9 protein-coding genes are annotated in these 14783 nt (G+C 40.9%); 6 read left to right on the top strand and 3 right to left on the bottom strand.

The window, feature by feature from the left end; all coding sequences use genetic code 11:
• Positions 1-164: 164 nt before the first annotated feature.
• On the bottom strand, positions 165-1580 hold the full coding sequence (locus N523_RS0111295; RefSeq protein ID WP_013465171.1) for an FAD-dependent oxidoreductase: 1416 nt from the start codon (positions 1578-1580) through the stop codon (positions 165-167).
• Positions 1581-1589: 9 nt separating this feature from the next.
• The gene (gene gltB, locus N523_RS0111290) at positions 1590-6047 is read right to left on the bottom strand and encodes a glutamate synthase large subunit (RefSeq protein ID WP_024602949.1); all 4458 of its coding nucleotides are present in this window, start codon (positions 6045-6047) and stop codon (positions 1590-1592) included.
• Positions 6048-6773: 726 nt separating this feature from the next.
• On the opposite strand from gltB, the gene N523_RS0111280 reads away from it, so the two are divergent.
• The 6 genes from N523_RS0111280 (at position 6774) to N523_RS0111255 (ending at position 14031) form a co-directional block, all read left to right on the top strand.
• A complete protein-coding gene (locus N523_RS0111280; protein ID WP_028835080.1) occupies positions 6774-8030 on the top strand; it encodes an efflux RND transporter periplasmic adaptor subunit in 1257 nt (418 codons plus the stop codon).
• A 35-nt stretch (positions 8031-8065) separates the two neighbouring features.
• Entirely contained in the window at positions 8066-8776 is a 711-nt protein-coding gene (locus tag N523_RS0111275; protein WP_013465175.1) for an ABC transporter ATP-binding protein, read from the top strand.
• A gap of 3 nt (positions 8777-8779) precedes the next feature.
• Entirely contained in the window at positions 8780-10093 is a 1314-nt protein-coding gene (locus N523_RS0111270) for an ABC transporter permease (protein ID WP_028835079.1), read from the top strand.
• Positions 10094-10107: 14 nt separating this feature from the next.
• On the top strand, positions 10108-11313 hold the full coding sequence (locus N523_RS0111265) for an ABC transporter permease (RefSeq protein ID WP_028835078.1): 1206 nt from the start codon (positions 10108-10110) through the stop codon (positions 11311-11313).
• Between the two features lie 85 nt (positions 11314-11398).
• Positions 11399-12727, top strand: coding sequence for a sigma-54-dependent transcriptional regulator (locus tag N523_RS0111260; protein WP_028835077.1), 1329 nt, complete (start codon positions 11399-11401; stop codon positions 12725-12727).
• Complete coding sequence (locus N523_RS0111255; protein WP_028835076.1) at positions 12727-14031, top strand: sensor histidine kinase; 1305 nt, start codon at positions 12727-12729, stop codon at positions 14029-14031. Before N523_RS0111260 ends, N523_RS0111255 begins: the two co-directional genes overlap by 1 nt.
• A 202-nt stretch (positions 14032-14233) precedes the next feature.
• Here N523_RS0111255 and N523_RS0111250 read toward each other — a convergent pair whose 3' ends face one another.
• On the bottom strand, positions 14234-14572 hold the full coding sequence (locus N523_RS0111250; RefSeq protein WP_008113155.1) for a Grx4 family monothiol glutaredoxin: 339 nt from the start codon (positions 14570-14572) through the stop codon (positions 14234-14236).
• Positions 14573-14783 lie beyond the last annotated feature (211 nt).

Genomic DNA, 14783 nt, shown 5'->3' with positions numbered 1-14783 from the left:
AATCTTATAATTGTAAATAGCTAGGTCAAAACCTACGTCCCTTTTTGTAGACCTTAAACACCGACTATGGAACCATAAATATTTACCTTTGTTTGTAAAACTGAAGAAATAAAAAAAGCAAACCCGAAGGTTTGCTTTTGACTCCATTCTAACAAAAGCATTATTTACACTTTTAAATAATCCATAATGCCTTCTGCAGCGTTACGCCCCTCAAATATAGCGGTGACCACTAAGTCTGAACCACGAACAATATCGCCACCAGCAAATATTTTAGGATTAGTGGTTTGATGTGTAAATTCACCTTGCTCGGGTGCATTAATACCACCCCAGTGGTTAATTTCTACGTCGTACTGCTCTAACCAATCCATTTTATGTGGCTTAAAACCAAATGCCATAATCACTTGTGTGGCTTCAATAATATGCTCTGAACCCGGTACTTCCTCAGCGCGACGGCGGCCGTTTTCATCTGCCTCGCCAAGCTGAGTTTTTACCATTTTAACACCGGCTACAGCACCTTTGTCATCAAGTACAATCCCTTTAGGCTGAACGTTATAAGTAAAAATTACGCCCTCTTCTTTGGCATTTTTTACTTCGCGTTTTGAACCTGGCATGTTCTCTTCATCACGACGATAAGCACACGTTACTTTTAACGCGTTATGACGAATAGAGGTACGCACACAGTCCATTGCTGTATCACCACCACCTAACACCACTACTTTTTGGTTTGCCATATCAATGCAAGCTTGTTTAGACTCATCGTAACCCATAACACGATTAGTGTTACCAATTAAAAATGGCAGGGCATCATGCACTCCCGGTGCATCTTCGTTCTCAAGCCCCGCTCGCATACTCTGATAAGTCCCCACGCCCAAAAATACAGCGTCATACTCATTAAGTATTTCATCCATGCTAATGTCTTTACCTACTTCGACATTAAGCTTGAATTCAACACCCATTTCGGTAAATATTTCGCGACGTTTTTGCATGACTTCTTTTTCTAATTTAAAAGAAGGAATACCAAAGGTTAACAGCCCACCAATTTCAGGGTGACGGTCAAATACCACAGGCTTTACGCCATTACGCACTAAGATATCTGCACAGCCCAGGCCCGCAGGCCCTGCGCCAATAATGGCAACTTTTTTATCAGTCCATGTCACATAGGACATGTCTGGTTTCCAGCCCATTTTAAACGCGGTGTCGGTGATGTATTTTTCAATATTACCGATTGTTACTGCACCAAACTCTTCATCTAATGTACATGAGCCTTCGCACAAGCGGTCTTGCGGGCATACTCGCCCACACACTTCAGGCAAACTGTTAGTACGGTGAGATAGCTCAGCGGCCTCTAAAATACGCCCTGTACGGATCAGTTTTAACCATTGTGGAATATAATTATGTACTGGACATTTCCACTCACAATAAGGGTTACCACAATCAAGGCAACGATCCGCTTGTGAATTAACCTGATTTTCTGAAAAGGGTTCATAAATTTCTACGAACGATTTTTTACGCGACGAGATTGGTTTTTTGCGTGGATCTACACGCTGCACGTCTATAAATTGATATACATTTTCGCTCATACTGCCCCCTTATTGCGCCTGAACACGTAGTTCGGCGCTACTGCGAGCGCGGTGCCCGAGTAAACTTTTTACGTCACTTGATTTAGGTTTTACTAATTTGAACATCGGTAAATAAAGTTCAAAGTTAGCTAAAATAGTTTCTGCTCTGCATGAGCCTGTTAGCTCTAAATGATCAGCAATTAAGCCGCGTAAATGCTCTTGATGTGAACTTAAGTCATCTAAAGTAACCACTTCAACCAACTCTGGGTTAATGCGTTTCTCAAAATCACCTCGTTCATCTAAAATGTAAGCGAAACCACCGGTCATACCTGCACCAAAGTTCACTCCTACATTACCAAGTACACACACAACGCCACCGGTCATGTATTCACAACCGTTATCACCTACGCCCTCAACAACAGCTTGCACGCCTGAGTTACGTACAGCAAAACGCTCGCCTGCACATCCTGCTGCAAACAATTTACCGCCGGTTGCACCATATAAACAGGTATTGCCAATAATTGTTGCTTTATGACTTTCAAATGACGAACCCAATGGTGGGCGAATAACTAGCTTACCGCCAGCCATGCCTTTACCAACGTAATCGTTAGCATCGCCAACCAAAGTCATTTCAAGGCCACCGGCATTCCATACACCGAATGACTGACCAGCTGTACCATGTAATTCAATAACCACAGGATCTGCGGCCATGCCTTGATTACCGTGTTTATCAGCAATATATCCAGAAAGCATGGCACCTACTGATCTGTCGGTATTACAAATACGACTTACTAATGAAATGCCGCTTGAGTTATCTATTGCCTCTTGTGCCTTACCAAGTAAGTTCTCATTTAACTCACCTAAATAATGCGAGCTATTTGGTGCACTGCAAAACAAAGTTTCACCCGTTGGATTATTTGGCTGAGCGATAACCGCTGATAAATCTATTTTTTGCTGCTTCGCTGTTTTGCCTTCAATGGCTTCGAGTAAGTCTAAGCGACCAATTAAATCGGTTAGGTTTGCAACCCCTAAACTTGCCATAATTTCGCGCGCTTCTTGAGCAATGAACTTAAAGTAATTCATCGCCATTTCTGGCAGACCATGATAATGCTTTTGACGTAATGTTTCGTCTTGTGTTGCCACACCTGTCGCACAGTTATTTAAGTGACAGATTCGTAAGTATTTACAGCCTAATGCAACCATAGGCCCTGTGCCAAAGCCAAAACTTTCGGCGCCTAAAATGGCCGCTTTGATGATATCAAGGCCGGTTTTTAAACCGCCATCTGTTTGCAGGCGAATACGATGGCGAAGGCCATTTTCTACCAATGCTTGTTGTGTTTCAGCAAGTCCCAACTCCCATGGGCTGCCAGCGTATTTAACTGAGGTTAATGGACTTGCACCTGTGCCACCATCATAGCCTGAAATAGTAATTAAGTCGGCATACGCTTTTGCTACACCGGTTGCAATTGTGCCAACACCCGGTTCAGATACCAGTTTTACTGAAATCAATGCATTCGGGTTTACTTGTTTTAAGTCAAAAATCAGCTGGGCTAAATCTTCGATAGAATAAATATCGTGATGCGGCGGAGGTGAAATAAGAGTCACACCCGGTACCGAGTAACGAAGCTTGGCAATATAGGGAGTGACTTTTTCACCCGGTAATTGTCCGCCTTCCCCAGGTTTAGCGCCTTGTGCCACTTTTATTTGAATAACATCAGCGCTACGTAAGTAATGTGGGGTGACACCAAATCGACCCGAAGCTACTTGTTTAATACGTGAATTTTTTTCTGTACCGTAACGAAGTTTGTCTTCGCCACCTTCACCAGAGTTTGAGCAGCCACCTAAACGATTCATGGCAATTGCAAGTGCTTCATGCGCCTCTGGTGATAATGCACCAATACTCATGGCGGCTGAGTCAAACCGTTTATAAAGCTCAGTGGCAGGCTCTACCTCATCAATGCTTATACCCTTTTCTGGCAGTTTTAAAGCCAACATATCGCGCAGAGTCGCGACTGGACGGTGATTTACTAGCTTTGCGTATTCGCTGTAATCACTGTACTCGCCGCTACGTACTGCTTTTTGTAACGTTTGAATCACATCAGGGTTGTAAGCATGGTACTCGCCGCCGTGTACGTACTTAAATAAACCACCATGGCTTAATAATTTACGTTTACTAAACGCCAGTTTATGCAAGCTTTGCTGATCGTCATCAAAGTCGCTAAAACACGCCCCTTTAATACGACTCGCCACGCCTTTAAAACACATCTCAACAATAGCGTCCGATAGACCAACGGCTTCAAACAGCATTGAACAACGATATGAAGCCACGGTACTAATGCCCATTTTAGACATGATTTTGTACAAGCCTTTATTAATTGCTTGACGATAAGCCAGTGTAACTTCACAGTATGACTTATTAATTACCTTGGTATCGCTCATAGCCACAAGTGACTCGTACGCTAAATACGGGTAAATTGCGGTTGCACCAAATCCAAGTAGTACCGCAAATTGATGCGCATCGCGAACGCTGCCAGTTTCAATAATAATATTTGACTCACAGCGTAAGTTATTATCTACCAAGCGTTTTTGTACCGCACCCACCGCCATAGCAGCAGGGATAGGTAATTGATTGTCATCAAAGTTACGATCCGTTAATACCAGCATAATGCAGCCAGATGCGGCTTTTGCTTGTGCTTCATCACAGATGCGCTTAACCGCATTCTCAAGGCCTTCTTCTACGGTGTAAGTAATATCAATCTTACAATAGCTGTAGTGCGCTTCATCGGCGTTAAGTAGCTGCTGCATATCAGCGTACATTAAAATAGGCGTATCAAATTGCAGGCGTTTAGCGTGCCCTGTTGTTTCATTAAATACGTTTTGCTCACTGCCAATACACGTTGCAAGCGACATTACATGGTTTTCACGTAACGGATCAATTGGCGGATTAGTAACCTGAGCAAACTTTTGACGGAAATAATCATAAAGTGAACGGTGCCCTTCACTCAGTACGGCAAACGGCGTATCGTCACCCATTGAGCCAGTGGCTTCTTGCCCATTTTCACCCATGACACGAATGACGCTGTCTAGCTCTTCGTTAGTATAGCCAAACATCTTTTGGTATTTGACAAGGGTTTCATCATCAAATGAGCGATTGCCCGCATCTTGCTCGGTAAGTGCTTCAAAAGGCGTTAATCGTTTAACGTTTTCTTCTAACCACGACTTATAAGGGTGGCGTGATTTTAAATCTTGGTCAATTTCATCTGAATGCCAAATTTTACCCAATTTAGTATCAATAACGAGGAGTTCGCCCGGGCCTACACGTCCTTTTTCGACCACTTCGTCAGCAGTGTAATCCCATATACCCACTTCAGAGGCTAAAGTAATAAATCCATCTTGAGTAATGATATAACGCGCAGGGCGCAGGCCATTTCGGTCTAGGTTACAGGCAGCAAAACGACCATCCGACATAACAATCCCTGCAGGGCCATCCCACGGTTCCATATGCATAGAATTAAAATCATAGAATGCACGTAAGTCGTCATCCATAGCACGGTTTTTTTGCCATGCTGGCGGTACCAGCATACGCATCGCACGGAATAAATCCATACCACCAGCTAAAAACAGCTCTAGCATATTATCGAGGCTAGATGAGTCAGACCCTGTTTCATTAACAAACGGCGCTGCGCTTTGTAAATCAGGAATAAGCGGCGAAGCAAATTTATAAGAGCGTGCACGAGCCCACTGACGGTTACCTTCAATAGTATTAATTTCACCATTGTGCGCTAAATAACGAAATGGTTGCGCTAAAGGCCAGCGAGGCTGTGTGTTTGTAGAGAAGCGTTGATGAAAAACACAAATAGCACTGGTCATGCGAATATCAGCAAGATCGAGATAAAAATTTGGCAAGTCAGCAGGCATCATTAAGCCTTTATAGATGGTAACTAGCCCAGATAAGCTCGCAATATAAAATGATTCATCATCCATCAAGCGCTTTTCTGCACGACGACGTGCAACATATAAACGTCGCTCTAAATCTTTAGAACGCCACCCTTCAGGCGCACTAATAAAAATTTGTTCAAACCCAGGCAATTGCTTTAGGGCTATAGGTCCTAACATTGATGGATCGGTAGGGACAACACGCCAACCTAAAATATTAAGCGTTTCTTTTTCTAGTTCTTCGCTTAAAACATCTTTAGCTGCTTGTGCTAATACCGGATCAGCATTGAGGAAAATCATCCCAACGGCGTAATTTTTACCTAAATGCCAATTATTTTCAGCAGCAATAGCACGAAAGAAGCTGTCTGGTTTTTGAAGTAACAAGCCACAACCATCACCCGTTTTACCATCAGCAGATATACCGCCGCGGTGCTGCATGCGATCTAAACCGGTGATCGCCGTACGGATGAGTCGGTGACTCGCTTGGTTATTAACTTGGGCTATTAAGCCAAAGCCACAATTATCTTTTTCTAGTTTTGAGTCATATAACATGGACCCCTCCCCTTGCTGCACTGTTAACGTGGATGAACGGCTCGACGATTTGCTAACAGACGATCAAAATTAGCGTTATTCCTAACCTGAGTCAATATCTTTCTGAATACATATTCATTATATTGAATATATTTCAACTTCATTAAAAATCATAAAATAATGCTAAATATTAACATTTGAGTAGATATTGGATCGAAAACTTTAATGACACCGGTGTTATTTTTAAGAACTTGTAAATAAAACCTCCTCACAACAGGCAGTTTACGTAAACGTAAAGGAGGCTTAAAATGAATAACTATTCACCAGATATCATTCCATCATTTTTGCTTTATTCGTAATACATCTAAACATGACATTTAATTACATCGACTTCTATTAGCACATAGTTTATTCAATGAATTTGCACGTTAGTCTTATGCTATGCATTAATTAACAACTTTCTTTGCTTTACGTTGAGGTAATCTCACCCCACAGCCAAATCAAAAAAGTGCCCGCAGCGGACACTTTTTATGTCCGCGGACACATAAAAAGAAAGTTTAAAAATAAAAAGTAATTAAATTCAACAAGATAAAAAATGGCACGCTATTCGAATATCCCATAACTATATAAATTTTGAGGGCATTTGAATGTTTACTATTGGCTTATTTTTAATTTCACCAATTATTCTGTTTATTGCCTCGCTAATGATTACTGTGTTTGAAAAACACTAAGCAAAGAGAACAAATAATGATTAAAGACACTAGCGGGCAAGACACGCAAATCTCACGACCTATAAATTTTAAAAAAAACATATGGCTGTTTATATTTACTGTGGGCTTAGTTGCTCTATGTGTATATGCATTATTAAATACTGATCAAGAAGGTACTATCTCGGTTGATAGAGTAAGCCTACAAATAGCCACAGTGGTGCGCCAATCACTAATACGTGATGTTGCAGCCAGCGGTAAAATTGTAGCCGCCAGAGCACCAAAAGTTTACAGCCCTGAACGAGGCTTTGTTTCATTGAAGGTAAATGCTGGTGACTCAGTCAAACTGAATGATGTAATAGCCATGGTTGAGAGCCCCGAGCTCACAAACGAATTAAAGCAGCAACAGTCTGTTTTAGCTCGTCTTGAGGGCGAGCTACAACGTAAACACCTTGAGGCACGCCGCCAATCATTAAGCTTAAATAAAGCGCTTGATCTAGCACAAGTAGAATTAAACGCTGCCGATAGAGAAAATCGCAGAGCGACTTTGTCAATGCAAAAAAATGTGATCAGTCAAATTGATCATGAAAAAGCCATTGATGAGCTTGCCCGTGCAAAACTTTCTTATAAACATGCAGAGCAAGAAGTTGAATTGTCCAAAGATACACTTGCTTTTGAACTACAGGCCGCTAAACGAGATGTCACTCGTCAACAACTGATTGTCGATGATCTACTTCGCAAAGTTAATAACTTAACAATTAAAGCCACTGTGTCAGGGATTGTAGGTAACTTACTAGTTCAACAAAGAGAAGTGGTAACACAAAGCCAACCATTAATGACTTTAGTTGATTTGAGTAATTTTGAAGCAGAACTACAAGTCCCTGAAAGTTATGCAAATGAGCTTGGTTTAGGTATGGACGTAGAGATAACAATGGGCGCTAGCAAAGTAATGGGTACCCTTTCTGCCATTTCACCAGAAGTCAATAATAGAGAAGTCACAACGCGTGTACGCTTTAACAAAGACATGACGGGCATCAGACAAAACCAACGATTAACCGCACGTATTTTATTAGAAAATCGTGACGATGTTTTACAGGTTAAGCGTGGGGCATTTTTACAACAAGGCGGCACACAGGTTTATAAAATTACCGGTGATACAGCTCAGCTCATTGATATTTCAATTGGTGCAACCAGCATTAATGCGGTTGAGTTAATTTCAGGGGTTCAAGCTGGCGATGAATTGATTATCTCAAGCTATAACAGTTTCAAACACACACACACGTTATTACTTCGCTAACAATCGCGTAGAACCAAATAATAAAAGGAAAAAGCATGTTAAAGATGAATAATATAAGTAAAGTATATCAAACTGAAATGGTGCAAACCCATGCATTACGTGACTTTAATCTGCACGTTGATGAAGGCGAATTTATTGCTGTAACAGGCCCTAGCGGGTCAGGAAAAACGACCTTTTTAAATATCGCTGGAATGTTAGAGCCTTTCTCCGCAGGTGAATACTTACTTGATGGAATTGATGTCGGTAAGTTAAACGATAACCAACGTGCAGATTGTCGAAATCAAAAAATAGGCTTTATCTTCCAAGGGTTTAATTTAATACCTGACTTAAACTTATATGAAAATATTGAAGTACCGCTACGTTATAGGGGTATTAAAGCCGCAGAGCGTAAACGTCGCATTGAAAAATGCTTAGAACAAGTTGGCCTTGCCTCTAGGGCAAAACATTTGCCGCAGCAACTCTCTGGCGGACAGCAACAACGAGTGGCCATAGCACGCGCGCTTGCTGGCGAGCCACGGTTTTTACTTGCCGATGAGCCAACCGGTAATCTCGACAGCCTTATGGCTCGTCAAGTAATGGAGCTGCTTGAACAAATAAATCGTGATGGCGCAACCATTGTCATGGTCACCCATGATGCAGAGCTTGCTCGGCGTGCCCCTCGGAACATTCAAGTTGTCGACGGTCAACTTGCCGATTTCACCTTGTACCAAGGTGCACAAAACCTTAAAAATGTTGCTGGAGCCTAAGCCATGCTATTACATTACCTCGATTTAAGTTGGCGCAGCTTCAAGCGCACGCCTTTAGTGAGCTTTTTAATGGTACTGGCGATTGCCATTGGTATTGGCATCACTATGATCAGTTTAAGCGTTTATCACATGATGTCGGCGGATCCCATTGCGCATAAAAGTAGCCAGCTCTATGCTGTGCAGCTGCAAATAATGGATGATGGCCACACTTGGTGGACGTCTGATAACCTCCCGCAACAACTAACTTATCAAGATGCTGCTAACCTATATAAATCAGAAATAGGTGGCCAGCGTTTAAAAATGGTGCGCAGTGGATTCTCTGTTTACATAGATTCTGACACAGTAAAACCATTTAGCCAAAGTGCAAGACTAACAACCCCAGAATTTTTTAATATGTTTGATCTTAAGTTTCTCTATGGTGAAAAATGGTCTCAGCAGCAAGAAGAAAACGCGGCTCCTGTTGTTGTAATCAGTGAAGAGTTAAATAATAAGCTTTTTGCTGGCGAAAATTCAGTGGGTAAAATTATTTACCTTGATGATGCGAGTTATGAAGTGGTTGGGGTTACTAGAAACTGGCCATTAACCATCAAATACTACGATTTAAATAATGGTTCATTTAATGACCCTGAACAACTTTTTATGCCATTTAGTCTTCTTGAAGCAAAACAGCTTGGTAATTGGGGGAATACCAATGGTTGGAAACATGAGGATGTTAGAAGCTTTAGTGCCAAGTTACAGTCAGAAATGGTGTGGATTCAATTCTGGGTTGAATTAACTAACGAACAACAAAAAAATGATTATGAAAATTATTTATTAGCCTACATGCAAGAGCAACAAAAGCTTGGTCGTTTTAATCGCAAAGAGTTAGCTTACAGTATTCGAGATGTTAACCAGTGGATGGCCTATAACAATGTGGTCAGTGAAGATAACAAAATTTTAGTCGCACTTAGTTTTATGTTTTTGGCTGTATGTTTGGCGAATATTCTCGGCTTATTACTTGCAAAATTTTTACGTCGAGCTCCAGAAGTCGGTGTACGCCGTGCACTTGGAGCCAGTAAGCGACAGATTTTTATGCAACATATTATCGAAGTCGCCATGCTAGGACTATTAGGTGGGCTACTTGGTATTGTCCTTGCCCAGTTTGGCTTATTGGGTGTTCGCCAAAGCTATAGCTACTACGAAAGCTTAGCGACCATGGATTTAACCATGTTATTGAGCGCCCCACTCATTGCAATTAGCACCTGCATAATAGCTGGGCTTTACCCTGCTTGGCTGGTATGTAAAACCAATCCTGCAATTTACCTAAAAAGCCAATAAGGACGAACACTATGATGTTAGAAATTAAACCTATTTTCCATGCACTGTGTCGATCTAAAGTTGGTGCGCTGCTGTTACTTATCCAAATAGCTATTACTACTGCTATTGTCAGTAACGCAGCGTTTATTATTCAAGATAGAATGACTTATCTTAATCAGGATACAGGATACCCCGAAGATGAAATACTTGCTTTTCATGTCATGCACTTTGGCAAAGATGTCAAAAGCCACCAACAATTTGAACTTGATGAAGCGATGTTAAGAGCTTTACCCGCAGTGAAAGACGCCGCCTATATAAACAACATCCCCTTATCGGGAAGTGGTAGCTCTTCTGACTTCAGTATAAATTCAGCCCCTGAGCCTGGGCTTTCTGCAAGAACTGCTTACTTTTTTACAGATGATCATGCAATTAACACGCTTGGGGTTGAACTTATTGCTGGACGCAATTTTAGAGAAGACGAAGTTGTTGTAACTAACGATAATGATCAGCGAGCCAATGTTACCATTGTGACACAGGCATTATTAAATGAGCTATTTCCTGATGAAGATGGATTAGGAAAAACAATATTCCTTGGTGATATTCCAATGAAAGTCATTGGTGTAATTAAGCATGCAAAAGGCCCATGGCTCAAAGACAGCCGCCCAAATAATGTCGCATTAATTCCTTATATAAATCCTAATATCTCGGGGAATTTTTTAGTTCGCACAGCAGCCAATGAGCGGGCAAATATTGCTAAACGAATTGAAGACGAGATGCTAGAAAATTACAACAAACGTGTAATTATTCGAATTCGGGGCCTTGACCAAGATAAAGCCCAATACATGGCTGAAGACACATTGATGATGCGTATGTTAATTGTGCTCATAACCATACTGGTATTGGTAACCGCACTGGGCATTTTTGGTTTGACGCTATTTAATATAAATAAACGTACCAAGCAAATTGGAACCCGTCGTGCTTTAGGCGCTCGTAAATCTGCAATTGTTAATTATTTTTTAGTTGAAAATGCGCTGATTTGCATTGCTGGCTTATTTTTAGGTGCTATTTCAGCACTTTTACTCGGTCAGTTATTAATGCAACATTTTTCAATAGCGGCATTACCATCAAGTTATATTGCTGTCACGGCAATCATGGTGTTTACAATGAGTCTTTTGGCTGTATTTGGCCCAGCTAAACGCGCAGCAAATATTTCGCCGAGTATCGCAACCCGAACCATATAGCACAGCTCCCAACCTATGCTACACTGGCTAAACGCGGTGTAGCATTTTCAATATTTAAATAATAATAAACAGCGATTAAATTAACATGGAAAAAATACTTATCGTTGATGACAATCCTGCAATTTTAGATGCTCTGTCATTATTGCTAGAGATTCACGACTATAAAGTGGTTACTGCAAATAGCCCATTTGAAGCTATTCAAATTGTGCAATACCAGCGTATTGCACTTGTACTTCAAGATATGAACTTTAGTAACGACACAACTTCAGGAGAAGAGGGAAAGTTACTCTTTTATCAACTCAGAGAGCTAAATCCCCATCTGCCCATTATTCTGATCACTGCATGGACCGAGCTTGAAACAGCCGTTGAACTTGTCAAAGCCGGTGCGGCTGATTATTTACCAAAACCATGGGATGATGCCAAGCTTCTTACCTGTGTTAAAAACCTAATTGAACTAGGAAAGACAAAAAAACAAAATCAAACCTTATTGCGCCACCAGCAAGAACGGGATGCATCTTTAGAAAATGCTAATTTAGTAGGTTTAATTTATCGCAGTACGGCCATGGAGCAATTAGTTAAAATGGCATTACAGGTCGCCAAATCTGATGTCTCAGTATTAATAACAGGCCCAAATGGCAGTGGTAAAGAGCGCATAGCACAAATTATTCAAGCAAACTCACCTCGCCAAAATGCTGCGTTTATTACGGTCAATGCAGGTGCCCTTCCCCATCAACTAATAGAAGCAGAATTATTTGGTGCAGAAGCAGGCGCTTTTACTGGGATCACAAAACAAAGGATTGGTCGATTTGAAGCAGCTGACGGTGGCACATTATTTTTAGATGAAATAGGTAATCTCCCTTTATCAGGGCAAATGAAGCTCCTACGGATTTTACAAACTGGAGAATTCGAGCGCTTAGGTTCAACCCAAACTCGAAAAGTTAATGTCCGTGTAATATCAGCGACCAATGAAAACCTAACAGATGCAATCAGTAAAGGGCTGTTTAGAGAAGACTTATACTACCGCTTAAATGTGATTGAACTTAACCTACCAAGTCTTAGCCAACGACCGGATGACATACTTCCTCTTATTCGTCATTTTTTAGAAGAACGTGAGCTGGATTTACAATGCGAAAACCTACTTTTAGCCCATTCATGGCCCGGTAATGTTCGTGAACTTGAAAATGCATGTAAACGTGTCAGTGTGCTCAAACCCAGCGGTGAGATAAGCATCGACGACTTTGGTTTAACTCCTGTTACGTCTCAAACACACACTCAAAAAGTAGAGCCTAACAAACAACAAATTGAGGATGCTATGCGTTTACATAAAGGGGTGATTGCCAAAGTAGCACGTGAGTTTGGCCTTAGCAGACAAGCACTCTACCGTCGTCTTGATAAGTTTGAGATTGCCTACTAATGGTTAAATCAGGATACCGCTTCTCTTTAACGTCTAAAGTGATTTTAGTATGCGTATTTTCCTCTGTGATCCCTGTTTTTATCTGTTGTTGGCTGCTGGGTGTTGACGCTATAAAAACAGCACTAAGTGTCATTTTTACAGCCATTCTAAGTAGTTTATTGGCTCATCGACTCAGTGGTAAACTGGTTCAAGGTATTACTTCATTAGAAACTGGCTTATTAAATTTTAAGGATGGGGAACTATCGACTTTACTGGCCTATAACCATAATGATGAATTAGGTCATTTGTGCCAGCTTTATAACCAAACTGCAAAGCAATTAAGACAAGAAAAACAATGGGTTTACCAACGAGAGTTAATGCTTGATAAGGTATTACAAAACTCTCCTCAAGCTGTATTATTGGTTAATGATAATGATTTTATTGTTTATAGTAACCACAGTGCGAGAGATTTTTTTAATGCAAGTACAGCCCTTGAAGGCGAAAAAATCTCAGCATTATTGTCTAAAGCCCCACAGCAAATAATTAATGCCGTTAATAAAGGCGTAGATGGTTTATTTATTCTTGATAAAACAGAACAAGAACCGCAAACATGGCATCTTTCAATGGGTCGCTTATTGCTTAACAACCAACACCATAGGTTGTTTGTTTTTAAACAATTGACCCGCGAATTGAGCCGCCAAGAAGTTGAAGTTTGGAAAAAGGTTATTAGGATCATTAGCCATGAACTCAATAACTCACTAGGGCCTATGTCATCCATGTTACATAGTGCACAACTGTTAACGCAAAAAGTGGATGAACCTCGTTTAAAGCGCGTTTTCACTACCATTGAAGAGCGAATAAAGCATTTAAACGAGTTCGTTCAAGGCTATGGTAGGTTTGCTAAACTTCCACCACCTAAAATAACAACGGTTGACTGGCATTCATTACTCGATCAATTACAAAGCCAATGGCAATTTAATTTCGACCTTCAAAAAGACATCACTACACAAGCCGATCAAACCCAAATAGAACAATTGCTGATTAACCTGTTGAAAAATGCACATGAATCAGAGTCGCTAGCAGAGCATATTAGTTTAAAAGTAACACAAGATAGCCTTGGCACTCATATTAATGTGAGCGACAAAGGAAAAGGTATGAGTGAAACAGTTATGGCCAGTGCGCTTATCCCTTTTTATTCTACCAAGGTGGCAGGAAGTGGATTAGGTTTGGCACTGTGTCGAGAAATTGTTGAAGCCCATCATGGGCAAATTAGCCTACACAATCGGGACGTCGGCGGGATCAGTGTTTTTGTAAGTTTACCTTGAGAGTTGTTTAGCTTTAAGGCTGAAAACTCATCCAATTTAGAAATGATACAATCGCGTTCTGAAGTTTATGACCTAGTGAGCTAAGTAAAAACCGCGAAAAGCTGCCTACTCATTCGGTACTGTCATCGTATAAGCAACTTTGAGTACATACTTTATAGACATAAAAAAAGCTGCAAATTGCAGCTTTTTTTTACCTAAACGCTTATTCAGCGTCTGCAGGTTTATGCTTTGCAGCTGTTTCAGTGATCAGTGGTTGTAATTCACCACGTTGAAACATTTCAATGATAATGTCACAGCCACCAATTAACTCGCCTTCAACCCAAAGTTGCGGGAAGGTAGGCCAGTTAGCGTAAGCAGGAAGCTCTGCACGAATGTCTGGATTAAGTAAAATATCCACATATGCAAACGGTTCACCGCACGACATTAATGCTTGTGATGCTTGTGAAGAAAAACCACAATTAGGCAGTTTTGGTGATCCTTTCATGTATAAGATGATTGGGTTTTCAGCAATTTGCTGTTTAATTTTATCGATGGTTTCCATTTACAACCTCAAAATGACGATAGCGAACACATTAGGCCTTGAAAAAGTTTCACTGTGGCCTCAGATATATAGATTAACATAGGCAATTAAAGCCTCAATCTTAAATAGCTTTAGCAAGAGCATTGCTGTTTGCTAAAACTTGAGTAAAATACTCAACAATTATAGTAACACTATATTCCTGTTTGGTATAGATAAGTGCCCTGTTTGCGCA

Source organism: Pseudoalteromonas sp. 23_GOM-1509m (genome assembly GCF_000518425.1).
GTDB classification, from domain to species: Bacteria; Pseudomonadota; Gammaproteobacteria; order Enterobacterales; family Alteromonadaceae; genus Pseudoalteromonas; species Pseudoalteromonas tetraodonis.
This window is presented reverse-complemented; position numbering and strand designations above follow the sequence as displayed.